22 protein-coding genes are annotated in these 24,529 nt (G+C 34.1%); 13 read left to right on the top strand and 9 right to left on the bottom strand.

The window, feature by feature from the left end:
• Positions 1-115 precede the first annotated feature (115 nt).
• Genes ybeY through M2373_RS07875 form a run of 4 tightly spaced genes read right to left on the bottom strand, consistent with a single transcriptional unit; the run spans position 116 to position 5,729 of the window.
• The gene (gene ybeY, locus M2373_RS07890; RefSeq protein ID WP_259109297.1) at positions 116-523 is read right to left on the bottom strand and encodes an rRNA maturation RNase YbeY; all 408 of its coding nucleotides are present in this window, start codon (positions 521-523) and stop codon (positions 116-118) included.
• Between the two features lie 4 nt (positions 524-527).
• Entirely contained in the window at positions 528-2,684 is a 2,157-nt protein-coding gene (locus M2373_RS07885; protein ID WP_259109295.1) for a patatin-like phospholipase family protein, read from the bottom strand.
• Between the two features lie 3 nt (positions 2,685-2,687).
• Positions 2,688-5,135, bottom strand: coding sequence for a bifunctional UDP-N-acetylmuramoyl-tripeptide:D-alanyl-D-alanine ligase/alanine racemase (locus tag M2373_RS07880; RefSeq protein WP_259109293.1), 2,448 nt, complete (start codon positions 5,133-5,135; stop codon positions 2,688-2,690).
• 3 nt (positions 5,136-5,138) lie between these two features.
• Positions 5,139-5,729 (bottom strand): thymidine kinase, encoded by a 591-nt coding sequence (locus tag M2373_RS07875; protein ID WP_259109290.1) that lies wholly within the window; start codon positions 5,727-5,729, stop codon positions 5,139-5,141.
• A gap of 60 nt (positions 5,730-5,789) precedes the next feature.
• Here M2373_RS07875 and M2373_RS07870 point away from each other — a divergent pair, with 60 nt between their 5' ends.
• From M2373_RS07870 to fabG, 4 genes are all read left to right on the top strand, one after another.
• The gene (locus M2373_RS07870; protein WP_259109288.1) at positions 5,790-7,307 is read left to right on the top strand and encodes a hypothetical protein; all 1,518 of its coding nucleotides are present in this window, start codon (positions 5,790-5,792) and stop codon (positions 7,305-7,307) included.
• An 8-nt stretch (positions 7,308-7,315) separates the two neighbouring features.
• Positions 7,316-7,990, top strand: a complete 675-nt coding sequence (gene rsmI, locus M2373_RS07865) for a 16S rRNA (cytidine(1402)-2'-O)-methyltransferase (RefSeq protein ID WP_259109285.1) — start codon at positions 7,316-7,318, stop codon at positions 7,988-7,990.
• Positions 7,991-7,996: 6 nt separating this feature from the next.
• Positions 7,997-9,496 carry a WG repeat-containing protein gene (locus M2373_RS07860; RefSeq protein ID WP_259109283.1) on the top strand — a complete coding sequence of 500 codons (1,500 nt, stop codon included), beginning with the start codon at positions 7,997-7,999 and terminating at the stop codon, positions 9,494-9,496.
• Positions 9,497-9,670: 174 nt separating this feature from the next.
• Positions 9,671-10,417 carry a 3-oxoacyl-[acyl-carrier-protein] reductase gene (gene fabG, locus M2373_RS07855; protein ID WP_259109281.1) on the top strand — a complete coding sequence of 249 codons (747 nt, stop codon included), beginning with the start codon at positions 9,671-9,673 and terminating at the stop codon, positions 10,415-10,417.
• A gap of 53 nt (positions 10,418-10,470) precedes the next feature.
• Here the strand turns inward: fabG and M2373_RS07850 are convergent, their stop codons facing one another.
• Both M2373_RS07850 and M2373_RS07845 read right to left on the bottom strand, forming a co-directional pair.
• Positions 10,471-11,208, bottom strand: a complete 738-nt coding sequence (locus M2373_RS07850) for a DUF1835 domain-containing protein (protein ID WP_259109279.1) — start codon at positions 11,206-11,208, stop codon at positions 10,471-10,473.
• A gap of 3 nt (positions 11,209-11,211) precedes the next feature.
• Complete coding sequence (locus M2373_RS07845) at positions 11,212-12,252, bottom strand: GMP reductase (RefSeq protein WP_259109277.1); 1,041 nt, start codon at positions 12,250-12,252, stop codon at positions 11,212-11,214.
• A 72-nt stretch (positions 12,253-12,324) separates the two neighbouring features.
• Here M2373_RS07845 and M2373_RS07840 point away from each other — a divergent pair, with 72 nt between their 5' ends.
• From M2373_RS07840 to M2373_RS07830, 3 genes are read left to right on the top strand one after another with little or no spacing between them, the layout of a single operon-like run.
• Positions 12,325-13,077 (top strand): prolipoprotein diacylglyceryl transferase, encoded by a 753-nt coding sequence (locus tag M2373_RS07840; protein WP_259109275.1) that lies wholly within the window; start codon positions 12,325-12,327, stop codon positions 13,075-13,077.
• Positions 13,074-13,310 carry a hypothetical protein gene (locus M2373_RS07835; RefSeq protein WP_259109273.1) on the top strand — a complete coding sequence of 79 codons (237 nt, stop codon included), beginning with the start codon at positions 13,074-13,076 and terminating at the stop codon, positions 13,308-13,310. Before M2373_RS07840 ends, M2373_RS07835 begins: the two co-directional genes overlap by 4 nt.
• A gap of 9 nt (positions 13,311-13,319) precedes the next feature.
• The gene (locus M2373_RS07830) at positions 13,320-14,723 is read left to right on the top strand and encodes a radical SAM protein (RefSeq protein ID WP_259109270.1); all 1,404 of its coding nucleotides are present in this window, start codon (positions 13,320-13,322) and stop codon (positions 14,721-14,723) included.
• 26 nt (positions 14,724-14,749) lie between these two features.
• Here M2373_RS07830 and M2373_RS07825 read toward each other — a convergent pair whose 3' ends face one another.
• Together M2373_RS07825 and surE are read right to left on the bottom strand one after the other, a co-directional pair.
• Positions 14,750-15,415 (bottom strand): GNAT family N-acetyltransferase, encoded by a 666-nt coding sequence (locus tag M2373_RS07825; RefSeq protein ID WP_259109268.1) that lies wholly within the window; start codon positions 15,413-15,415, stop codon positions 14,750-14,752.
• A complete protein-coding gene (gene surE / locus M2373_RS07820) occupies positions 15,415-16,185 on the bottom strand; it encodes a 5'/3'-nucleotidase SurE (RefSeq protein ID WP_259109265.1) in 771 nt (256 codons plus the stop codon). The genes M2373_RS07825 and surE overlap by 1 nt, the downstream gene beginning before the upstream one ends.
• A gap of 235 nt (positions 16,186-16,420) precedes the next feature.
• On the opposite strand from surE, the gene M2373_RS07815 reads away from it, so the two are divergent.
• Together M2373_RS07815 and M2373_RS07810 are read left to right on the top strand one after the other, a co-directional pair.
• Positions 16,421-16,744 (top strand): hypothetical protein, encoded by a 324-nt coding sequence (locus M2373_RS07815; protein ID WP_259109263.1) that lies wholly within the window; start codon positions 16,421-16,423, stop codon positions 16,742-16,744.
• 115 nt (positions 16,745-16,859) lie between these two features.
• A complete protein-coding gene (locus M2373_RS07810; protein ID WP_259109241.1) occupies positions 16,860-18,989 on the top strand; it encodes a carboxy terminal-processing peptidase in 2,130 nt (709 codons plus the stop codon).
• Between the two features lie 54 nt (positions 18,990-19,043).
• Here M2373_RS07810 and M2373_RS07805 read toward each other — a convergent pair whose 3' ends face one another.
• Positions 19,044-19,547: a superoxide dismutase family protein gene (locus M2373_RS07805; protein ID WP_259109239.1), complete on the bottom strand. Its 504-nt coding sequence runs from the start codon at positions 19,545-19,547 to the stop codon at positions 19,044-19,046.
• A 188-nt stretch (positions 19,548-19,735) separates the two neighbouring features.
• On the opposite strand from M2373_RS07805, the gene M2373_RS07800 reads away from it, so the two are divergent.
• The 4 genes from M2373_RS07800 to M2373_RS07785 all read left to right on the top strand — a co-directional run bounded on the left by M2373_RS07800 (position 19,736) and on the right by M2373_RS07785 (position 24,518).
• The gene (locus tag M2373_RS07800) at positions 19,736-21,988 is read left to right on the top strand and encodes a TonB-dependent receptor (RefSeq protein ID WP_259109237.1); all 2,253 of its coding nucleotides are present in this window, start codon (positions 19,736-19,738) and stop codon (positions 21,986-21,988) included.
• 94 nt (positions 21,989-22,082) lie between these two features.
• The gene (locus M2373_RS07795; RefSeq protein ID WP_259109235.1) at positions 22,083-22,736 is read left to right on the top strand and encodes a hypothetical protein; all 654 of its coding nucleotides are present in this window, start codon (positions 22,083-22,085) and stop codon (positions 22,734-22,736) included.
• A 139-nt stretch (positions 22,737-22,875) separates the two neighbouring features.
• Positions 22,876-24,192, top strand: coding sequence for a 2TM domain-containing protein (locus tag M2373_RS07790; RefSeq protein WP_259109233.1), 1,317 nt, complete (start codon positions 22,876-22,878; stop codon positions 24,190-24,192).
• Positions 24,193-24,209: 17 nt separating this feature from the next.
• Positions 24,210-24,518, top strand: coding sequence for a 2TM domain-containing protein (locus M2373_RS07785; RefSeq protein WP_259109231.1), 309 nt, complete (start codon positions 24,210-24,212; stop codon positions 24,516-24,518).
• Positions 24,519-24,529 lie beyond the last annotated feature (11 nt).

Genomic DNA, 24,529 nt, shown 5'->3' with positions numbered 1-24,529 from the left:
GTACTTTTTATTTTAGGCCCGATCGCAACATTTTGTCTACATGTATTTTCTTTTAGTAGAAGAGAATATTGAGTGCGGTGTGCGGCATTATAGATTCTTTAAAAAGTTTTGAATCTTAATTATATTGAGCTAAATAAAAATCTTCTTTGCTTCTCATTAACTGCTCTTCTTCTTCGGTTTTATCCTTGTATCCTGAAAGATGAAGAATACCGTGAGCTAAAACTCTTCTCAGTTCTTCTTCGTATTCTTTGGATAGAGTAGAAGCGTTGTCAGAAATGCGCTGCAAAGATACAAAAATCTCTCCGCTTATTGTCTTGCCTTTTACATAGTCAAATGTTATGATATCAGTATAATAGTCATGCTGTAAATAATCTTGATTTACTTTCAATAAATATTCGTCATCGCAGAAAATATAATTGATTTCACCAAGTTTTTTTCCTTCTGAAAGAATAATATCTTTCAGCCATTTTGTATATTCTGTATTTACAGATTCCGGTAAGTTTTCGTAAAAGAATTGTATCATTGTTTTAAAACCAGTGTCCTAAAATAACACTGAATATGCCTTTTTGATTATTTTTAAGTGAGTGACTAAAGTTAACTTTAATCTGTCCGAAAGGAGATTTGTATCCTGCTGTAATTCCTAACGAACTATAATTTAGTTTTACAGCATCTTCAAAAGTTAAATCGTTGGATAAATTTGCAAAAGAAAAGTTTCCGCTTACAAAGTAGTTCTTGTTAAACTTAAACTGAAGATCATTGGAAATTAAAACCACATTATTGGTGTTGAGCTGAGCAAAATAGAAGCCTCCGAATCTTTTGAAATTGACAACATTCTGTTCAAAAATACCTCCCAGCCTGTATTCATAGAAAGGAGGTAGATTTTCGCCGATTGTGATTCCTCCGTAAAGGTTTAGTCGGTAAGTAAATTGTTTGGTTAAAGGAACATTTATTCTGATGTCTGCTTTCACCTGAACGATTCTTTTATCAACTTCAGATTTTAAAAGATCCACAACTTTTCCTTCTGCCGAAATGTAAATTCCTTTTGTAGGAAAATCTTTGTCATTCTGCGTATCGCTTTTAATGAAAACATACGGATTCAAGAATCGGCTGTATCTTTTATTGGAGTCATTAATTTCTGCTTTAAAGTAATCATGACTGATCCCTCCGCCAATGGCAAATTTATCTTTCCAGACCGATTGGATGTACATTTCGTTTCGGAACCATTCCCATCTGTCAACGGTATTGTTATTGACATCTTTTAAATCGAAACTCATTCCGGAGGAATAGATTCCAAAACCGGGAATATAACCGTTATCGATAAAATAGTTTAAGTAATATCTGGGTTTATCTCCAACAATAACATCCAATGAAAGGTTTGTATTTTTAAAAAGAAGACGTTTTGCTGAATAATTTAAAAGGAGCCCCGTTTTAAAAACATCATCATAATGAAGTCCGAATTTTAGAAAATGTCGGGCTTCGTCTTCCGTGACATACAGTTTCAGATAATTTGCATCATTTTCAGGAATGATATCGTAATTGATAAAACGGTAGTTATTTGTAGCGACAAGTTTATCTATCATTTTATTAACGCTGCCATATGTTTGAAGAGAGGGGAGGCGTAGTCCCATTTTCCCGAGAACGTAGTTTTTACCGTATATTTTGCTTCCTTCCAAAGAAAGGCTGTCAATCTTATAAACGTTAGAATATATTGGATTTGTGCGTTGTCTAAGACGGTCGAATGAACGCTTGGGAAGCTGTTCTAAGATATCGGTATATTTTAACCCTTCTTTATAGCCATTATCAAGAATTTTTTTCTTGTCATCATAGCTTGTGGCAGTCATTCCTTTCAGATCAGGTTTAATATTTATATCGGTGTATTTATACTGTTGCTTGGTATCTTTATGGATATTCATATCGATCACCTGATTCAGAATAGCGATGATATTATTTAAATCTTCTCTTTTAGAAAGATCCTGATTAAGATCTACTCCAATGACGATATCGATTCCTTTATCTTTTAAAGGTTTCGATGGATAATTTACGGTCATCGCACCGTCGATGTAAATACTGTCACCTATTTTTACGGGATCCATCAGCGAAGGAAAAGCTGAACTCGCCATGATGGATTGCACAAGATCTCCCTTTTCAAAAATTTGCATATTTCCACTCTCAAGATTCGTGGCTACACACATAAAAGGGATAGGCAATTTTGAAAAATCATCTATATTGGAGACATTCTTAAAAAGTTCTTTTAAAAGATATACATTTTTCTGTCCGGTACTGATGGAAGAGGGTAGTGTTATTTTACCATTTTTTAGAGGAATAGATAAAAGATATTTGTCAACAGACTTATTAAAAAATGAACTTTCCTGTCTTGATTTTGGATCCATGATTAAAGAATAGAAATCTGTATCCATTACAATTTTTTCAATTTCTTTTCCTGAATATCCCGAAGAATAAAGACCTCCGACTATCGCACCCATACTGGTTCCGGCAATATAGTCAACTTTGATACCTAAAGAATCTAAAACTTTAAGGACGCCCACATGAGCAAAACCCTTAGCTCCGCCTCCTGCAAGTGAAAGTCCTATTTTAGGATTTTTAGGAATCACTAGATCTTTTTTTACCTGAGATTGAATCAAAAGTAATTGAAATGTAAATAAAAGAATCAGGAGTTTTCTCATAGTTTAATCTTTTATATAAATCCGTTTCACTCTGGGTGAAATGGACGTTAATACTTCGTAAGTTATAGTTTTGCAATAATCTGCGAACTCTTTTAAACTCGGTTTCGCATTAAAAATTGTGACAGTGTCGCCTTCTTTGACATTTGAAATTTGATCTACATTGATCATCATCATATCCATACAGATATTTCCTACAATAGGAGCCAGTGTTTTATTTACGCCAACATTTCCGATCTGGTTACCGATGAGCCTTGGAATTCCATCTGCATAGCCAACAGGAATGGTGGCTATTTTTGTTAAATGATCTGTTTTATATTTTCTGCTGTAGCCTACAGATTCCCCGTTTTCTACCTGTGATATTTGTGAAATTACGGTTTTAAAACTTACCACAGATTGTAATTGTTTTTGTATTTCACTATTTGGTGATTCACCCAACATTCCGATGCCAATTCGTACCATATCATATTGATGATCGGTATAGCTCGTAATTCCTGACGAATTTAGAATATGTCGGATAGGAGTGTAGCCTAAATTTTTAATCAAATAAGTTGAATTTTTTTCAAAAGTTTCCAGCTGAGCCATCGTAAATTCTTTTTCAGCCGGTACATCTGAAGACGAAAGATGGCTGAAAATACTTTGAACTTTTAAATTTTTATGAGCTAAAATTTCAATTAATTCATCTAATTCAGAATTCTTAAAACCAAGGCGATGCATTCCCGTTTCAAGCTTGATGTGGATAGGATATTTTTTATCATAACCAGATTTCTGAACCGCTTCATAAAATAATTCTAATACTCTGAAACTGTAAATCTCAGGCTCCAGATTATATTGAATCACCGTTTCGTAGCTATGCTGTTCAGGATTCATGACAACGATAGGGACCGTAATTCCTTTTTTACGCAGCTCAACTCCTTCATCTACAAAAGCAACACCCAGATAATCGATATGATGATGTTGTAAAAATTCTGATATTTCGTAACTGCCTAGTCCATAAGCATTTGCTTTTACCATTGCCATCATTTTTGTAGATGGATTGAGTAAAGATTTATGATAATTAATATTATGCTGAATAGCATTCAGATTAATCTCTAAAACAGTGTCATGCTTTCGGAGTTCAAGTATATCTTTAAGCCTGTCAATCTCATATTTTCTTGCTCCCTTCAATAAAACAATCTGGTTTTCAAGTTCTGTAAGGTATTTACTATCAATTAACTCCTGAGTGTTAATGAAAGTATATATTTTAGATTTAAATAATTCACTAAATTTTGATATTTCTTCACCGATTAAAAAGATAGAATCAAATTTTTGCTCATTGACCAGTTCTGAAACTTCATCATACAATTCTTTTGAATTTGAATTGACTCCTACAATGTCGGTTAGGACCAAAGACTTTTTCGGTTTATTATATTCATTCAGAAATTGTAGAGCCGTTTTCAAAGAATCCAGATCGAGATTGAAAGAATCATTGATAACAATATTATTTTTAATTCCCTCAATCGCTTCAAGTCTCATTTCAACAGCCTTCAGAGCATTGATTTTTTCGACTATTTTATGATTTTCAATATTCAGTTCCTTTAAAACAGTTACAAGTGCCAAAGCATTTGTTAATGTCGCTTCATCTCTTTGATGAACAGGGAAGGATATTTCTTCTTTAAAATAACATACAGTTACATCTTCGTTTTTAGAACGATTAGCTTTAAAAAAAACATGATTCTGTTCTTTAAAACCATATGATATTAATTTTTTATCAGAATATAATTCTTTTATTTTTTTGTCAACCAAAAGGTTATCTCCATTATAAACAATAACTTCAGATTCTTTGAAAAGCTTTATTTTTTCATCAATAAGTTCTTCTTCTGAAGTAAAATTGGCAAGATGGGCAGTCCCGATATGAGTCAGCAAACCGATTTGGGGATGGAAAATAGCAGAGAGCTTTTCCATTTCATGAGGCTTGGAAATTCCGACTTCAAAAATTCCAAGCTGATGAGAATCGTTAATCTGAAGCAGAGAAAGAGGAAGGCCTATTTGTGAATTAAAACTTTTGGGGCTTTTAACCGTAGGAAATTCATTCCAAAGGCATTGGTAAAGCCATTCTTTTAAAATAGTTTTTCCATTACTTCCCGTAATGCCAATAGATTTTAAATGAGAATTTTCAAAATGATATTTGGCTAATTTTTGAAGAAAATCTATGGCGTTTTCAACAATAATCCATGTTATATTCTCAAACTGAGGATACTGATGTTCGGAAATAATAATATTTATTCCTCTGTCAATCGCAGATTCAATGAATTTTTCACCGGAATTTTTTTGAGTATTAATGGCTATAAATGCCGTATTTTTGGTAGAATAAATAATTCTGCTGTCGAAAGCTATGTTTTTGACAATCAATTTATCATCACCAATAATCTGTGAATTGGTAACTTCTGCAATATGTTCTATTGTGTAGTTCATAAACTACTTTTCTTTTTTATTTAAAACTTCATCTACAAAAACTCTTCTGCTTACTGCATCATAAGATTCTGTCTCTCCCAGTTCTACAAGATCCTTTCCTGCAGATGTTCTCATTGAATAATTAGCCAAATTTCCAGTTCTTCTGCAGATGGCATGTACTTTTGTTACATATTCTGCAGTGGCCATCAAATTAGGCATTGGTCCGAAAGGTCTCCCTAAGAAATCCATATCCAGACCTGCTACTACAACTCTAACGCCGCTGTTGGCTAGCTGATTGGCAATTTCAACAATACTTTCGTCAAAAAACTGCGCTTCATCAATTCCCACCACATCACAATTCGAAGCCAATAGTAGTATCTCATTAGGGTTTTCTACTGCTGTACTTCGGATTTTATTTTGATTGTGAGACACAACATCTTCATCGGAATATCGTGTATCCAGTTTGGGTTTAAAAATCTCTACATTTTGTCCTGCCATTTCTGCTCTTCTAAGCCTTCTGATCAACTCTTCGGTTTTTCCGGAAAACATTGAGCCACAAATAACTTCCATCCAACCGCTTTGTTTGGAATGATTAATTGTATTTTCTAAAAACATTTGTTAAATTAGCCGTATATTTTTATCATCAAAAGTAAGCAATTTTAACAAGATTCTTATATGCAGAACATCCAAGATTTAAAGGAAAAGATTTTTTTTGAATCCAAGAATATCATTGGTATTTTGGATAAAATAAGCAACGTAGACGAGTTACTTTCCAAGCAGGATCTTGTGGATGAACTTGGAAACAGGATCTCATTTTTGAGGTTGCTGGAAAAAAATATAGAGTATTTCAGCACAGAAATTCCTGTTGAAAATTCTGAAAACCAAGCGTTTTTTTCGTCAAATGCGCCTCAATTTGAATTTCATGACCAAAATCATGAAGTCACAGAAGAGGAAGCTATTTTTAATAACGAATTGAATGAAATCGGCGAACATCCGAATGATGTTATTGAGAATGAGTCCAATGAGGAAGAAGCCGTATTCAATAATCAGTTAAATGAAATTGTCGAAAGTGAACTTCATGAAACGGTTGTGAATTTTGCTGAAGAAAATGCACCTGAAAGAATTGAAAATACGGAAGAAAAAGTTTCCAGAAATCAAGTCACAGAAGATGAAGCAATATTTAACAATCAATTGAATGAAATTGATGAAACGGAGCTTTCTGAATACAGCGGATCGGCGTTAAATTTTGTTGATGAAGAAAGAATTTTAGCAGATTCTGAACCGGATAATGATGAAGGCATCCATGAGGGAATTTTTTCTAATGAAGTAACAGAAGAAGAGGCTATTTTCAATAACCAGCTTAATGAAATTGATGAATTTGAAAATCTGGTTTCTGATGATCAGGGAAATCTGAATGATTTTGATGAAGAAGAAAAAATTCAGGATGTTTTTCAGTCAGAAATAAAGGCTGAAGATAAAAAATATCTTACTTCCGAAACAATTCCGAGCATTTTTGACAGTGAAGTGATCGATGAAGAAGAAATTCTGGTAGAGGAACTTGAAGAAGAATATATTGCTTCGAATGTAACGATTGAGCAGGGTGAAATGGTGACAGAAACTTCTAATGTAGAACATATTCTGACGGATATCAAGCATGAAAGTTCTGCCGAAGAGCTGATCAGTGCGGAAACAAACGAGCGAAGAAAAATTGTAGAGATTGATAAGCCTCAGATTGAAAAAGAAATTCATCCTTCGGATGAAAGTTTTGAGAATCTGGATCAATATAACCAGGATAAAAAAATAAAATTAGCCAATATTAAAGGATTAAAATCTATTCAGTCATTATTTGATGATGATCCTTTGGAAAGAGATTTTCCGGAACACAAAACAGAAATTCCGGAAAAAGAGGAAACAGGAAGTATTCTGAAAACCAATATACCGACAAATTTTATGGAAGCTGAAAAACCAAAACCTGGTTTTAAGCTTGATCTGAATGACAGGATTGCATTTACAAAAACGCTGTTTGGCGGAAGTCAGGCAGACCTGAATGAAGTTGTCGGAAATCTGAACAGTTTTAGAACACTGGAAGAGGCCAAAGAATATCTGAGTGACCTGTATTATGAAAGACAATGGAGTGGAGTGGATGAGTACGCTCAAAGACTTTGGATATTGGTAGAAAACAAATTTTTATAAATTAAATTTTGAGCGGAATTCTTTATTTTGTTCCTACACCGATCGGGAACTTAGATGACATGACTTTCAGGGCGGTAAATGTACTGAAAGAAGCAGATTATATTTTATGTGAAGACACCAGAACTTCCGGAATTCTTTTAAAGCATTTCGAGATTTCTAAGCCTTTAAAATCTTATCATTTACATAATGAGCACCAGGCTACAGAAAAAGTGATTACTGACCTTAAAAGCGGACAGAACATAGCCATTATCACTGATGCCGGAACTCCCGGAATCTCGGATCCCGGATATTTATTGGCCAAAGCAGGTTCTGATAATAATATCGAAATGATCTGTTTGCCGGGAGCAACAGCTTTTGTACCGGCTTTAGTGGTGTCGGGGTTGCCGAATAATGAGTTTTTATTTGCTGGTTTCCTTCCACAAAAAAAGGGGCGACAAACAAAACTAAAACAACTTGCTGAAGAAAAAAAGACCATTGTTTTATACGAAAGTCCACATAAAATCAACACTACTTTAGAACAGATCAAAGAGTTTTTTGGTGAAGAAACTAAAGTAAGCTTAAGCAGAGAAATATCGAAGAAATTCGAAGAAACTAAACGAGGAACAATCAATGAATTAATTGAATTCTCCAAAAGTAAAACTTTAAAAGGAGAGATTGTTCTGATTGTAAATAATGCTATTTAATTTTAATTGAAAAAACTAGTTTTTGTATTGATTTCGTCGGTTTGTATTGCACAGCAGACCGATCAGTACACTCAGATACTTTTATCCAAAAAGCTTGGAAAAGAAGTTCGGTCTTACGCTAATGGATACGGAATAATTGTTGATCCCGAAACTGAAAAATCCGGAATTGTAGATTCTTTAGGGACAGTTACTTTCGATCCTGCAGATAAAAATGAAATTATTCATTTGCTGAAAAACAGGTTCATGCTAAAGGTTAAAGACGCAGATTCAAAGATAAAAACCGCTTTAATTGACGAAAAAGGGAAACAATTAATTCCCCTTGATATTCAAAAACTAGATGCATCCTGGAGTATTAATGAAAGAATAATTTCTACCAAAGAAGGGAAGGAATGTGTTTATGATTTTAATGGTAAAGAAATTATTCCTTTTTCTGACAAAATAAAATTTGCCGGACAAAATAGATTTTTTGTTAAAAAAGAAGGTGGATGGTATATTTATGATGCCGACGGAAAGCAGATTTCCGATAGAAAATTTGATGAAAACCTCTACTTTTATAAAAACAGAGCCTATATAAGTTCTGAAGCCAGAAAGGGAGAAATTATCGATAATAACGGGAATGTATTAAATACAATTTCGGATAGTAATATTGATAACATCGGTGCTTATCCTTATTTAATAACCAAAAATAAAAAAGGAAAATACGGAATTATCGATGCTGAAGAAAAGCGTATTGCTGAAGAAATATATGATGAAGTTTTTCTGGGAACAAGATATATTTATCTGATTAAGAATGAGAAGGTAAGTATTTTTTCCAAAGAAGCGAAACAGGTTTTCCCAACTGAATTCAGTTACGTAAAATCATTATTCGGAAATTTATTCACCACTCAGAAGACACTTAAAAGTCCTAAAATGGCAGTAATCCGAGTAAATGGTGAATTGGTGGTTCCTAAAGAATATGATAATATTGAAGGCATAAAAATTTCAGGAGAAGATTTTATTTATCTGATTAAAGGAAATGAACAAAGATTTTTGGACAAAGATTTAAAAGATGTTCTTGAGCCCGGTTATCAGATTGAAAGGATTTTTCCCAATAGTCTGGTTCTTCGAAAAGATAATACTTATTACAGATATACTATTAAGGATAAAAAATACGAGGAATTAAAAAAGGTAGCAACCATAAAAGAAAACGGCGTTTTTTATTATCCTCAAACCATATTTCCTGCGATGATTTGCCGAAATAATGAGGGGCTTTACGGAATGATTGATGAAAACGGAAAAGAGATCATTCCATTTATCTATGATGATATTACCACGTTTCTTTCTGATAATGAAATTGTTGTGCAGAAAGGAGATAAGTATGGAGTTATCAATTATCAGAATGAACCACTCAAGGAGGTAGTTTATGATAAATATTCAACAGATAAACAAGGCATCAAACTCTTCAAAGATAAGATAGAAGATTATCTGTATTTTACAGACTCGATAGGTGAGAAAGGTTCACAGTAAGCTCTATATGACAAAAAACAGTCTTAAAATTTTACTAAAATAATGATTTAAAATGCTTTGAATAACATTTTATAATATCTTTGCGGACCATTAATTCTGGATAAAATTAAATATACTAAATTAGCCAACTTTCAAAAAGCTAATTAGTTATAAAGAAAAATAATTGTCATAAATATGAAACTATTAGAAGGAAAAGTAGCGCTAATAACGGGAGCTACAAGAGGAATCGGAAAAGGAATTGCTGAAATTTTCGCTCAACAAGGGGCAAAGGTGGCATTTACTTATGCTGGTTCTGTAGACAAAGCGAAAGAATTAGAAGCGACTTTAAGTTCTGTAACTCAAATTAAAGGTTACCAATCTGATGCATCAGACTACGATGCTGCTCAAAAACTTGTAGATGATGTAATGGCCGAGTTTGGTAAGATTGATATCTTGGTAAACAACGCAGGAATTACAAAAGACAACCTACTTTTGAGAATGTCTAAAGACGATTGGGATACTATTATCAAAGTAAATTTAGATTCTGTATTCAACCTTACAAAAGCGGTTATTAAGCCGATGATGAAGGCAAAATCGGGGTCGATTATCAATATGAGCTCTGTAGTTGGTTTAAAAGGGAATGCAGGACAGGCAAACTATGCAGCAACAAAAGCGGGAGTTTTAGGATTTACAAAATCTGTCGCGTTGGAATTAGGTTCTAGAGGGATTCGTTGCAATGCAGTGGCTCCAGGATTTATTGAAACTGAAATGACGGCTGCTTTGGATGAAAAAACCGTTCAGGCTTGGAGAGACGGTATTCCTTTGAAAAGAGGAGGACAGCCGGAAGATATTGCCAATGCTTGTGTATTTTTAGGAAGCGATATGTCAGCTTACATTACTGGTCAGACATTGAATGTTGACGGTGGAATGTTGATGCCTTAATTAAGCGCTAAGTTTAAAATATAGATAAAAATCCGTCATTGCGACGGATTTTTTTATTGTTTTTCTTTTAAAATATGATCATGAATTATCTTTACCTGAAGATCTCCAAAACCGAGCATTTCAAATTCCTTTTGAAATTTTTCAAAGATGATATTAAAATCGGTTATTCCGTTTTCAATTAAGTTCTGAACAAAATTATCCGGATTTTTATCTGAATAAAGATGAATCACTTCCGGTAAAAAATGAAAGCAATCTGATTGTTTTTCAGAAAGTTGTTGCAAAGAATTTGTATCCTGATTTTGAAAAGATTTCCAAAGTTGTATGGCTAATTCAATATCATTTTCATTAAACAAAATTCTTGACTGTAAAGACGTTTCCAAATCTGAACTATGGGACACAGAAAATCCTCGCCAGTGATTATTTTCAGATGTTGCTGGAAAGATTCTGTAAATTTTTAATCCCTTAATTGTGGAAAGTAAAGAAATACAAAACCACATATTTACCTGACAAAACAAGTCATCTTCAAACCAAAGATTCACTTCAGCATTTTCTGGAATATTCAGTATTTTATCAAACTCTGCAACTACTTTTTTGTAATAGCTGGTTTGTGAGGCACTGTAATTCTTTAAAATAAATTCAGATCTTATTTTCCAGAAATCATCCAGATTATCAGTTTGTAGAGGACCTGTAACTAAAGCTTCTCTACAAACAATAAATTCTCCTCCGATTGATGTTGTTTTCAAATCTTCGGTCAGATAATCTCCGTTGGTTATGTGAAAAATCTTTTCCAAATCTTAATCTTTAAAAACCTGATTTTCCTGTTCCTGAACTCTGATGAAAGTCGTTCTTTTTGACAATTCTTTTAATTTTGAAGCCCCGACATAAGTACATGTAGAGCGAACGCCGCCCAGAATATCTTTCACCGTTTCTGAAACCGGACCTTTATACGGAACTTTTACTGTTTTCCCTTCCGAAGCTCTGTATTCTGCCACACCTCCGGAATGTTTATCCATAGCTGTTTTTGAGCTCATTCCGTAAAATGAACGGTATTTTTTACCATTTTCTTCAATAATTTCACCACCACTTTCGTCATGACCGGCAAACATTCCGCCAAGCATTACAAAATCAGCACCGCCACCGAAAGCTTTTGCTACATCTCCAGGAACTTTACAGCCACCGTCTGCAATGATATGGCCGCCCAAACCATGAGCCGCATCAGAACATTCAATAATTGCGGAAAGCTGAGGATAGCCAACACCTGTTTTCACACGGGTAGTACAGACGGATCCAGGTCCGATTCCAACTTTGATAATGTCTGCACCCACCAAAAGTAGCTCTTCTACCATTTCGCCCGTTACAACGTTTCCTGCAATGATAATTTTATCAGGAAAATTAGCTCTTGCTTTCTTTACGAAATCCACAAAATGCTCAGAATAACCATTGGCCACATCAATGCATAAAAACTCGATTTTTGGATGCTTTCCGAGGATTGTTTTTATCTTTTCCTCATCTGATTTTCCGGTTCCTGTACTTAAAGCAATATATTGATGAATAATTTCCGGCTGACTGTTTAAAAAAACACTCCATTCTTCGACGGAATAATGCTTATGAACGGCTGTGATGATTTTATCTTTTGCCAGCTCCACAGCCATTTCGAAAGTTCCGACCGTATCCATATTAGCAGCAATAATGGGCGTGCCTGTCCATTTTTTTTTGGTATGTTTAAAAGTAAATTCTCTTTCAAGACTAACTTCTGAACGGGATTTCAATGTTGAACGTTTCGGACGAAACATTACATCCTTGAATCCCAGTTTTATATCATATTCTATTCGCATTTGGGTAAATTATTTTAAATTGTTTACTAAATAAAATTAGCAAATAATATTAAATATCTTACTTTTGAAATAATGGATTTTCCTGTTACATTTCATATTTTTGGTAAAACAATTCTTGCGCATCCTCTTTTTGAAGCATTAGGGATGTTTATCGGGATGCGATATTATTTTTATTTAAAACGAAAATCTGTAGAAAAACTTTCATTCAATACTTCTGCGGCTGTTTTGATAGGGGCTACTGCTGGAGCCTTAATCGGTTCAAAATTAATCGGGAATCTGGAAAATCCGCATAAACTTTTTGAGAACTTTGATTTAAAAACCATTTGGTCAAATAATACAATTGTCGGTGGGCTGGCTTTTGGTTTAATAGGAGTAGAATTGGCCAAGAAAATTGTCAGTCATAAAGAAAGTACAGGAGATTTAATTGTTTTTCCATTGATGTTGGCGATTATAATCGGTCGAATAGGCTGTTTCCTTACCGGAATTTATGAAGAAACCTACGGTCTTCCAACCCATTCAGTTTTTGGAATGCATCTGGGTGATGAATATCTGAGGCATCCTGTAGCATTGTATGAAATTGTATTTTTGACTATGCTCTGGATCGGACTGAAACAGATTCAGAAGAAAAACTATCCTTCAGGTTTTGTATTTCAGCTATTTATGCTGAGCTATTTCACATTCAGGTTTTTTCTGGATTTTATAAAACCAAGAGTGGAAATTATAGGAAATCTGGGAACTATTCAGATGGTATGTATGTGTGTAATTATTTATTACATTTATACAATTAAAAACACTTTATCCTACTATAAAATATTCAAAACATGAAACTTTTAACACTTTTGGAAGTCGGCGATCTTGGAGGTTTGGTTATAATGATCATTCTTATCATGCTATTCGGGGCCTTATTGATTTCAGCGATTGTTACATCATTTATAAAATTGGTTTATGAATTGAAAGACGGAAGAAAGTTTTCAAAAAAACAGTTTATTCAGACGATGATTATCTGCTTGTTAATCTGTGGTCTAATCAGCGGATATATTTGTGGAGGAGGAATTTAAAATAAAAAGATGCCAATAAGAAATTATACCTATTACGATTATACGATCAGCCTTTGTCCGGAATGCCTGAAAAGGGTAGGAGCGAAGATTATTATAGAAGATGAAGCCGTTTTTATGACGAAAAGATGCCCGGATCACGGCTTTTTTAAGACTAAAATTGCTTCTGATGTTCATTATTATAAAAATATCAGAAATTATAATAAAGCCTCTGAAATGCCTCTGCATTTTGGAACCGATGTAGAATACGGATGCCCTTATGACTGTGGACTTTGTGTGGATCATGAACAACATAGCTGTTTGTCAATTGTTGAAGTTACGGATCGATGTAATTTGACTTGTCCTACCTGTTATGCGATGTCTTCACCCCATTATGGAAGTCACAGAAGCCTGGAAGAAATTGAAGCAATGTTTGATATCATTGTGAAAAACGAAGGAGAGCCTGATGTTGTACAAATCAGTGGCGGTGAACCGACTATTCATCCGGAATTTTTCAAAATAATGGATATTGCGAAATCAAAACCCATCAAGCATTTGATGTTGAATACCAATGGAGTACGAATTGCCAATGATCCCGGTTTTGCAGAAAAATTAGCAGCTTATGCTCCTGAGTTTGAAATTTATCTTCAGTTTGACTCTTTTAAGCCTGAGGTTTTGACAGATTTCAGAGGAAAAGACCTTACAGATATCAGAATGAAAGCTTTGGAAAAATTAAATGCTTTAAATCTTTCGACAACTCTTGTTATTGTTCTTCAGCAAGGTAAAAATGTTGATGAAATAGGGAAGATTATTGATTTTGCTTTAAAACAGAAATGTGTGCGTGGAATTACTTTCCAGCCTGTAGAGATTGCAGGAAGAAACAGAGAAGATTCCACACATGAGAAAATTACGTTAACAGAAGTGAGACAGGAAATTTTGAACCAGTTTCCGATTCTAAATTCTGATGATATTATTCCGGTTCCGTGTAATCCGGATGCATTGGCGATGGGATATATTCTGAAATTGGAAGGTGAAATTATTCCTTTAACACGTTACATCAACCCTGCTGATTTACTGAATAATGAAACGCGTAATACAATTGTTTACGAACAGGATACCGGTCTTCAGATGCAGCTTCTGGATATTTTCAGTACAGGAATTTCTGTAGATAAAGTAAAACCTAAAGTCAATCAGTTATTGTGCTGTCTTCCTGAAGTTTCTGCACCGGATTTAGATTATGATAATCTTTTCAGAATCATTATTATGAATTTTATGGACGCCCATGATTTTGATGTGCGTGCTGTAAAAAAGTCGTGCGTTCATATCGTAAATAAAGACTTAAAACTAATTCCTTTTGAAACAATGAATCTTTTTTATCGTGATGATAAGAGCAAATATTTGGAAGAGTTAAGAAAAGAGGACAAGGTTCTATTTTAAAAAATCATAAAATAAAAGGGTGTAATTTAAATTTTTACACCCCATAAATTTATTTTTCCTCTCAAATTAAAGCCAAGCTTTTCATAGAGTTTTTTCGCGCCTACATTGCTTTCCGCAACATGCAGAAACGGAGTTTTATGGTCTTCAAAAATTTTTCCTGAAACAAAAGCAACCAATTGTTTGGCAAGACCTTTTCCGAGGTAGTCTGTGTCCGTAATTACGGCGCTTACTTCGGTCATATCGTTCATCTGCATTCTTTCGCCGGTGACTGCCACGAGTTTATCATCTTTAAAAATACCAAAATAACGACCTAATTCCGGGGTTCTGTTTTTAAAATAAAAAGGATAAAACTTTTGAATAAAAGCCAGTAGCTCATCGTGATTTTCTTCCTGAAGCTGAATAATGTTTTCAGTATAATCTATTTCAATTTTATTTTCTAAAACGTATTGATCACAAATGAGTTGCGAAAGATTTGTCTTGAAATTTCCTAAATCAGGTTGTTTTCCGAAAATAAGAAAATCATCACAGATTTTTGAATATTCTGTGATGTCTTTTTCTGTTGACATATGAGCTGAGCCTCCAAAAGCAGCGACTTCAGGATTATAAAATTTTGTATCGCCGAAGTTTAAGCAAAACTTTTTATGAGATTCATTAAGTGAATGATAAACAGGATTGTCTAATTTCTGGTACATTAATCAAAATTCATTACCTCTTCCAATGTTGCCATATATTCATAAGCCGTTAAGTCGAATTTTACAGGAACAATTGAAATATATCCGTTGGCCAAAGCTGTTTCATCCGCATCCGGAGATTCATCCATATTATTGAAATATCCCGTTAACCAGTAATATTTTTTTCCATGTGGATTTATTCTTTCGTCAAAACTTTCTTCCCATTTGGCTTTGGCCTGTTTGCAGACTTTGATGCCTTTAATTTCTTCCTTAGCGAGTTTTGGGATGTTTACATTGAGAACAATTCCTTTTGGCATTGGGTTTTCCAACGTTCTTCTTACGATATTCTGAATATGTTCTTTTGCCTGAGTGAAATCTGCTTCCCAGCTGAAATCCAGTAAAGAAAATCCGATAGCAGGAAGGTTTTCTACACCAGCTTCCACGGCTGCAGACATCGTCCCGGAATAAATAACATTGATTGAAGAATTGGCTCCGTGATTGATTCCTGAAACCACGATATCCGGTCTTCTTGGTAAAATTTTGTCAAGAGCCATTTTTACGCAGTCAACAGGAGTTCCGCTGCAAGAAAAATCTCTTTGCGGACCGTCTAGCTGTACTTCCTCGTAACTTAGGGTAGAATTGATGGTAATGGCATGACCTTTACCGCTTTGGGGAGAGTTTGGAGCTACTACAACTACTTCTCCGATTTCGTTCATGAAACTGATAAGATTTCTGATACCAGGTGCTGTGATTCCGTCATCATTAGTAACCAGAATAAGTGGTTTTTCCATATAAAATTTTTAATTTTAACAAATATACTATAATTGGATTTCTTTAAAAACCTTTATGTTTAAATATTATTTGAATTTTTAAATGCTTTTTTTATTCATTTTTGCAGAAAACTAATTTCGGCTGAATTTTTTTCAATTGACGGTTTTATTGATAGTAATTGTAACTATAATTTACTCCTGGAAGAAGAATAGACTTGTGGTAAATTTTCTTTTGAGAATATAAATTTTAATAGGTTTGAGCAATCTTGATTTTCTCGGGTTTAAAGGAGAAATGAATACACTTACCGCTTGTTTTATGATGTTCAGTTATCTTGGATTTGGTTTTACGTATGTTATTTATGGACTCAATAAAAATTCTGATTACCCTATTACTTATTCATGCAGTTTTTTGGTGATTTTTATCTCAGTCTGTTTTTTCTTTATCGATGGCGGAAAATATGATGAGCATAAATTCGGACTGGCTTCGAGAATCATTGTTTCGTTCTTTACTCTGTACATTTTAATACGAATTAAAGATCGAAAAATAAAGCAGCATATTTCTAGTAATAAAAACTCTTAAAACTAATTGATATTTGTAAATAAGGTATTAAATTTGATAGTTTGTAACAGTAAATTAAAATTTACTACTAATTAAAATACTTTTTTAAAATTTAATAAAAATACATTACAGATTTATGTGGAAAAATTTTAAGCTAAATAAATTTTTACTCCTAATTCCATTAACAAGTCTAATGTTTTGTTTCAATTCGCCTAAAAATGATGATGAAAAGATGCAGACGATAATGGTGAGCGTAAAAAATACTCTTTCATATTTGCATTACAGTCCAAAACCGATCAATGATGCTTATTCAAAAGATGTTTATAAGCATTATTTCGAGATGGTAGATCCTGCTAAGAGATATTTCCTTCAGTCAGATATGGATGAATTCGGAAAGCATGAAACAAAGCTTGATGATTATCTGAATGTGGGTGATCTTACGTTTTATAAACTTACCATAGACAGACTTTACCAAAGGGTAGATGAAATCGATAAAATCACTCAGGATATTTTCAGCAAGCCCATCAATCTTGAAGAAGATGAAACATTGACTCTTGAGCCTAAGCTTAAGAAAGTTCCTGCCAATAAGCAGGAGCAGTATAATGAGTGGAAAAAATTCATTAAATACAATATTCTTCAGGAAATTGAATCAATGAACAGTAAAGAAGAAGCTCAGAAAGAGAAAAAGGATTCTGTTCAGAAATTTAATTTAAAAGATACAATTAAACTTAAAATTCTTACTCCTGAACAAAAAAGAGCAAAGGCTACGGACGAAGTTAAAGACCTGGTAAAGGAAACTTTTACAAGATTTAAGAAGAGAAAGAAAATGGACTGGTTTACAGTGTATATGAATTCTTACACTGAAGTTTTTGATCCGCATACCAACTATTATTCTCCGAAGGATAAAGAAGATTTTGATACTCAGTTTGTCGGAAAAGTAATTGGTATCGGAGCCCTTATTCAGGAGAAAAAAGGAAATCTTTACCTGGGCGCACTTACGATTGGAGCTCCGGCTTGGAAATCAAAGCAGCTTTCCGAAGGCGATAAGATCTTAAAGGTAAAATCTAAACCTAAAGAAGATGCTGTAAATGTTGTGGGAATGCTTGCTGATGAAGCAGTACGTCTGATCAGAGGGGAGAAAGGAACTCCGGTAACTTTAACGGTTCAGAAGAAAGACGGAACGACTAAAGATGTAACGATGATCCGTGAAGAAGTTGCGATTGAAGATACATTTGCAAGAAGTATTGTCGTAAATTCTCCGAATGGTAAAAAATATGGATTTATCAATCTCCCAAGCTTTAATGCTGATTTTGAAGATGCAAAAGGAAGAAATGCTTCTGATGATATCAAAAATGAGATCATTAAATTAAAGGCTCAGAATATCGAAGGAATTATTTTAGATCTTAGAAATAACGGAGGTGGTTCACTTACGGAAGTGGGTGATATCATGGGGCTTTTCATGGAAGCAGGACCATATGTTCAGGTGAAAGACGGAAACGGAAAAATCCAGACACTAAAGAATAAAAACGAAACCCCAATCTGGACAGGACCGTTGGTTATCATGCAAAATGAGCTTTCGGCTTCAGCTTCAGAAATTTTGGCAGGGGTAATGCAGGATTATGGCAGAGCGATGATTATCGGTTCGCCACAGTCATTCGGAAAAGGAACGGTTCAGACATTTGTTGATTTAAACAGATTTTTAAACACAGAAGATGATTTCGGATCTTTAAAACTTACGATTCAGAAGTTTTACAGAATTACGGGAGAATCTACTCAGAGAAAAGGGATTGTTTCTGATATTCAGATGAAAGACTTCTTTACGTATGCTGAAATTGGAGAACGATATGATGACTTTGCTCTGGCTTGGGATAAAATTCCAAGTACAAACTTCAAAAAACTGAACTATTTCAATATTCAGGCTCTTGAAAAAGCAAGCAATGACAGAATGGCTAAAAATGCTAAATATCAATTGCTTCTGGAATCTGCTCAATGGAGAGAAAAATTGGATAAAGAAGAGACAATTACTCTTAATATCAATAAATTCAATGAGCTCATGAAACAGAGAAAATCTCAGATTGAAAAATTCAAGTCATTGACGAAATTTGAAAATGGTCTTCAATTTATCATGTATCCTAATGAGATTGAAAGAGAGAAAAAAGATGAAGCCTTCAAAAAGAAATCTGAAATCTGGGTTAAGAACCTTAAAAAAGATCTTTATCTTCAGGAAGCAATGAATATCATTGCAGACATGAATGTAAAATCATAAACATAAAAATACCGCTAATGAAAATTAGCGGTATTTTTATTTTAAATAAAAGGATTATTTTATTTCTACACATCCGACTCGTCCCCCTGCATTTCCTGTAGGCTGAGTATGGAAGTCGTCAGCAGCAGCGTGCACAATCATTCCTTTTCCGATAATGTTTTTAGATTCATCTGTACATCCAAGACACCATTTGTCAGTTTTGAATGTTAAGGTTGCATTTCCGTTTTGATCAGCGACTAAATTCCCGATATCTCCCATGTGGAAATGCTCAGCTCCCCATTTTCCATGATCGTTTTTAGATGGGTTCCAGTGTCCTCCTGTTGAAGTTCCGTCTGCAGCAGAACAGTCTCCTTTTTCATGGATATGTACCGCGTGAATTCCGGGTGTAAGATTCGTAACATCAAGTTTCATGATGACGTCTTCTCCTTTTTGAGTAAACTTTGCAGTTCCTCCTGTTTGTGTGTTGCTTTTAGCGAGTACAGAATACGTCTTTGTCGTTCCGCAAGAAACTGCAAATAACGCACATCCCGCTAGCAATGCTAATGTTTGTCCCTTCATTTTTAAATGATTTAAAGTGATTTTACGTTAAAATTAAAAAACATTTTTCAAACCTCTTTATGATTCCGGTTCTTTTTATGTTAAATAGATGGTTTTTTGCAGTTCAGTGCTCAAAGTTTACCTTTCGGTAAGAATTTTTTAGAGCAAATGATTTAGAGTGTTATTTTTGAATCGAAAAATTAACATCCATGAAAACACAGGGACAAAAATTATTATTCTTACTCATTTTACTGCTTTTTGCTTTCAGCTTTGCCCAGGTGAAGGTTTCCGGAAAAGTAACGTTTAAAAATAAAGGAATAAATGAGGTGAGTATTACGTTAAAGGATACTTATGATGGCGCTACGACGGATATCAACGGAAATTTCTCTTTTGAGACCTCTGAAAAAGGAAATCATATTCTGGTTTTTTCGCATCCTAAATATGAAGAAGTTGAAAAATCAATTATTATTGATAATCAAAATCTTACTATTAATTCGGAATTAAAAGAACAGATCAGTGAAATCGATGCCGTGGTGGTGTCCGCGGGATCCATAGAGGCCAGTGATAAAAAAAGAGCAACAGCATTGCTGACCCCAATTGATATTTATACGACAGCGGGTGCTGACGGACAGATTTCTTCGGCACTGACTTATCTTCCCGGAGTACAGAAAGTAGGCGAAACAGAAGGCCTTTTTATCCGTGGAGGAACAGGAACTGAATCTAAAATTTTCATGGACGGAAGTTTGATCAACAATTATTTTTCCAGCTCTGTTCCGGGAATTGCGGGAAGAGACCGCTTTAATACCTCTCTTTTTAAAGGAAATATTTTCTCAAGTGGAGGATATTCTGCATTGTATGGACAGGCTCTTTCCGGAGCACTCATGCTGGAAAGTGTAGATCTGCCGGATCAGAGTTCGTATGACTTTGGAGTGTCACCGATATTTTTGAATGCAGGTTTTCAGAAGCTGAGCGATCAGAAAAATTATTCTTACGGAGCTACTTTGGGATATTCTAACTTAAAATTGATGCAGGAAGCTTTAAATTTTAATACCAATTTTATAGATGCTCCTCAAGGTCTGAATGCTGATTTTAATTTCAGATTTAAAACAAAATCAGGAGGTTTTTTTAAATATTACGGAATGTACGATTCCAATCGGATGGGTGTGAAAACCGAAAGTCTGGAAACGGATAGTGAGTTCAGTTTAATAAGGCTGAAGGGCAAGAATACTTATCATAATTTATCCTTTAAACAGAAATTCGGGAAATATCTTCTGAATGCCGGAGCTTCCTATTCTTTCAACAGATCGGATCTTAATTTTTCAACAGAAAATAATGCCGAAGAATCTGGTAATACAGGAATATTAACGGATGGAAATTATATAAACTTTAAAACCGTTTTGGAACGGAAAATAAATAAAATCAGTGCTTTAAGAGCAGGGTTGGAACTGAACAGCACCAGCGAAAAGCTGAATTTTGGAGAAGATATCAATAAAAATTATAAAGACCTTATTTCTTCTGCATTCGTGGAAACTGATCTTGGTTTCAGCAATCAGCTTTCAGCAAAAATAGGAGTGAGGGGAGAGCATTCTTCATTCCTTGAAAAAAGCAATATTGCACCCCGTTTGGCCTTGGCTTACCGACTGGCAACCAACTGGACCACCTCATTCGCATATGGTCTTTTCTATCAGAATCCTGAAAGCAGATATATTAACGGACCGTCAAGTTTAGATTTTCAAAAGTCTCAACACTATATTTTTCAGGTGCAGAGAACTACAGAAGGAAGAAGTTTGAGATTTGAAGCTTTTTATAAGCAATATGATCAGCTTTTAAAAGTAAAAAATCTGGATTTTAAAGACGGGCAGAACCAATATATTCAGACAGCAGATAATAACAGTGGCTACGGCTATGCAAAAGGACTTGAGCTGTTCTGGAGAGATAAAAAAACGTTTGAAAATATAGACTATTGGATCAGTTATTCTTTTCTCGATTCTAAAAGAGATTTTATGAACTATCCGGTGAGTTTAAAACCTAATTTTGCTTCTGAGCATACCCTTTCTGCAGTTGCCAAAAGATTTATTCCAAAATGGAAAACGGGCGTTAACCTTTCTTATACTTATGCAAAAGGACGTCCTTATTATGATATTGCAGCTCAGGACATTAACGGGAATTCAGCTTATTACGTAAGGCATGAAGGAAGGCTGAAAGATTATAACGCACTGAACCTTAGTTTTAATTATCTTCCTAATCTCGGTAAAAAAGATGCGAAGGCTTTTACTATTTTCGTTTTAAGTATTTCAAATGTATTGGGATCAAAAAATGTCTATGGATATAATTTTTCAGCGTCAGATGATGGGGCAAGAAGATCGGCAGTAGTTCCGCCTGTTAATACCTTTATTTTTATCGGTGCTTTCATCAGTTTCGGAGTTGATAAAACACAGGATGCGATTAACAATAATTTATAAAAATCTAATTAATCGGAACTTTTCATGATTTAATTATATAGATTAAATACATATCTTTGAATAAAATATAACTAACCCTAAAAATAGAAATAAAATGAAGAAATATCTATTAAGTTTTGCTTTAGCTTTTATGAGCTTAACGGCTTTTGCTCAGAACAGTTATGAGAAAGTAATGGCTGAAAAAATAACTAAAATTGAAAATGCGAAGACTCCGGAAGAATTTGAAATTTTAGGACAGGAGTTTAATAGAATCGGTGTGAAAGAAGGAAACCAATGGCTACCATTTTACTATGCAGCTTATGCTTATATTCAAAAAGGAAGAGCACAAATGACGGCAGGTAAAAAAGATGAGTTATTGACATATGCAGGAGCTGCAAGAAAATATCTTGATAACGTAGGAAAGCTTGGCGGATTAGATAATGCTGAGGTTCAGCTGCTGAGAAAAATGGCTTATTCATTAAGTATGATGGAAAATCCGCAGGTGAGATATGCAACGGATGGAGCTAAAGCTACAGAAGCTCTTAATGAAGCTAAAAAATTAGATCCGAATAACCCAAGAATTGCTTTAATTGAAGCTGAAGATATGTACTTTACACCAAAACAATACGGAGGAAGTGAAGCAAAAGGAATCGAGATGTTTAAGCAAGCTTTGGAAAAATTCAAAACTTACAAACCGAAATCTGCACTTGATCCAAACTGGGGAAAAGCAGAAGCAGAATATTTTGCAAGCCAGACTGCTAAAAAATAATTATCCAGACATTTATATCCAAACCTTCCTTTCAACGGAAGGTTTTTTTATGCGGTTCGGGTACAAAAAAATACTGTTCGGACAGAATTTTTTTTTGATACCTTTAATATCGACTAATTTTGAACCAAGAAACTTACTCATGAAACGTAAAAATCTGATCACCTTACTTTGGATCACAGTGGCTACATCGTTATTTTTCTTTTTCGTTTTTACGGATGAGATGACGATTGAAAACTTTATGCGCACACTGCTGATCTCTACAATGTATTCCTTTCTTCTGGGAATAGGAAACGGCTTGATAAATGATTTTCTTAATAAAAAGTTTCCTTGGTCCGAAGCGACGACAAAAAGAACGGTTATAAGCATTGTTTCTATCCTTATCGCCAATGTTATTTTGGTATACTTCTGCAATTATATGAATTTTGTAGTTTTTCAGAAGGCTGTGACGACCCAGGAATACTTTTCGGGAAGATATAATTTTATCAACTGGTTTACGATTAATATAGCCTTGCTTATTTCTACATTTCTGCACGCAAAAAGCTTTATGGAAGAGCTAAAAAAAACTTCCAAAAAAGAGGTTGTTGAGCAAAAATTAATTGCAAAATCTGCCAATGCACAGTTTGAGAGCTTAAAGAACCAGCTTGATCCTCATTTTCTCTTTAATTCTTTAAATGTTTTAAGTTCATTAATAGATGAAAACCCAAAACAGGCTCAAAAGTTTACTGCTTCTATGTCAAAGATTTACAGATATGTACTGGAACAGAAAGATAAAGAACTGGTAACTGTAGAAGATGAAATAGAATTTGCAAAAACCTATTGTGATCTGCTGAAAACCAGATTTGAAGACAGTGTGGATTTTGTTTTTGATGTTGAAAAAGAAGACTACCGAAGATTTGTTGTTCCTTTATCTTTACAACTGCTTTTGGAAAACTGTATCAAGCACAATTTTGCAACTTCTTCGAGACCTTTAATGATCAGAATATTTTCGGAAAATGATACTTTATGTATTGAAAATAATCTGCAGGTAAGAGAGCAGATGAAAGAAAGTTCCGGAATTGGACTTTCGAATATTGTACAGCGGTATTCATTGCTTACCAAGCGAAATGTTTTTATTGAGAAATCAGAAGATTATTTTAAAGTAAAGCTTCCGGTATTATCGGCTAAACCTAATGTTGTCAGTATAAAAATTGACGATACGGACAAAGCTTACGAAAGAGCAAAAAAAAGGGTAAAGGAAATAAAAAGCTTCTACGGGAATCTGATTTCATACTGCATTATCATCCCTTTTTTAATCATTATCAACTTAGTGACAAATCCTAAACATATCTGGTTCTATTTTCCGATGTTAGGATGGGGAATTGGTTTGATTGCCCATGGAATGAACGTTTTCGCGATCGGTAAAAACTGGGAAGAAAAGAAAATCCGAGAAATTTTGGAAAAACACAACAGACAATAATTTAAAAACATACAATCATGGAAAATATTGATGAAAATGACTTTCGTTATAAAGAAGCCGAAAGGAGAGTGAAAAAGATTAAAAATTTTTATGTTTTCTCCTTCGTTTATCTTGCCGTAAATATTTTTATTTTATTTCTTAATTATCAGGATTTAAAACCGGGAGAAACGATCTGGAGATGGCAATACTTTGCTTTACCTTTCTTTTGGGGCGTAGGATTAATTATTTATGGAATGAATGTCTTTTTACCTAAATTCCTTTTGGGAAATGACTGGGAAGAAAAGAAAATCAAAGAACTAATGGATAAAGAGAAAAATAGCAATTAACAAGTAATTTT

Source organism: Chryseobacterium sp. JUb7, from assembly GCF_024806495.1.
Taxonomy (GTDB): Bacteria; Bacteroidota; Bacteroidia; order Flavobacteriales; family Weeksellaceae; genus Chryseobacterium.
This window is presented reverse-complemented; position numbering and strand designations above follow the sequence as displayed.

What these genes read in the sequence shown, in the direction of transcription:
- ybeY (WP_259109297.1), bottom strand. Translation starts at nt 523, where the DNA reads ATGATACAATTCTTTTACGAAAACTTACCGGAATCTGTAAATACAGAA.
- M2373_RS07885 (WP_259109295.1), bottom strand. Translation starts at nt 2,684, where the DNA reads ATGAGAAAACTCCTGATTCTTTTATTTACATTTCAATTACTTTTGATT.
- M2373_RS07880 (WP_259109293.1), bottom strand. Translation starts at nt 5,135, where the DNA reads ATGAACTACACAATAGAACATATTGCAGAAGTTACCAATTCACAGATT.
- M2373_RS07875 (WP_259109290.1), bottom strand. Translation starts at nt 5,729, where the DNA reads ATGTTTTTAGAAAATACAATTAATCATTCCAAACAAAGCGGTTGGATG.
- M2373_RS07870 (WP_259109288.1), top strand. Translation starts at nt 5,790, where the DNA reads ATGCAGAACATCCAAGATTTAAAGGAAAAGATTTTTTTTGAATCCAAG.
- fabG (WP_259109281.1), top strand. Translation starts at nt 9,671, where the DNA reads ATGAAACTATTAGAAGGAAAAGTAGCGCTAATAACGGGAGCTACAAGA.
- M2373_RS07845 (WP_259109277.1), bottom strand. Translation starts at nt 12,252, where the DNA reads ATGCGAATAGAATATGATATAAAACTGGGATTCAAGGATGTAATGTTT.
- M2373_RS07840 (WP_259109275.1), top strand. Translation starts at nt 12,325, where the DNA reads ATGGATTTTCCTGTTACATTTCATATTTTTGGTAAAACAATTCTTGCG.
- M2373_RS07835 (WP_259109273.1), top strand. Translation starts at nt 13,074, where the DNA reads ATGAAACTTTTAACACTTTTGGAAGTCGGCGATCTTGGAGGTTTGGTT.
- M2373_RS07830 (WP_259109270.1), top strand. Translation starts at nt 13,320, where the DNA reads ATGCCAATAAGAAATTATACCTATTACGATTATACGATCAGCCTTTGT.
- M2373_RS07825 (WP_259109268.1), bottom strand. Translation starts at nt 15,415, where the DNA reads ATGTACCAGAAATTAGACAATCCTGTTTATCATTCACTTAATGAATCT.
- surE (WP_259109265.1), bottom strand. Translation starts at nt 16,185, where the DNA reads ATGGAAAAACCACTTATTCTGGTTACTAATGATGACGGAATCACAGCA.
- M2373_RS07810 (WP_259109241.1), top strand. Translation starts at nt 16,860, where the DNA reads ATGTGGAAAAATTTTAAGCTAAATAAATTTTTACTCCTAATTCCATTA.
- M2373_RS07805 (WP_259109239.1), bottom strand. Translation starts at nt 19,547, where the DNA reads ATGAAGGGACAAACATTAGCATTGCTAGCGGGATGTGCGTTATTTGCA.
- M2373_RS07800 (WP_259109237.1), top strand. Translation starts at nt 19,736, where the DNA reads ATGAAAACACAGGGACAAAAATTATTATTCTTACTCATTTTACTGCTT.
- M2373_RS07795 (WP_259109235.1), top strand. Translation starts at nt 22,083, where the DNA reads ATGAAGAAATATCTATTAAGTTTTGCTTTAGCTTTTATGAGCTTAACG.
- M2373_RS07790 (WP_259109233.1), top strand. Translation starts at nt 22,876, where the DNA reads ATGAAACGTAAAAATCTGATCACCTTACTTTGGATCACAGTGGCTACA.
- M2373_RS07785 (WP_259109231.1), top strand. Translation starts at nt 24,210, where the DNA reads ATGGAAAATATTGATGAAAATGACTTTCGTTATAAAGAAGCCGAAAGG.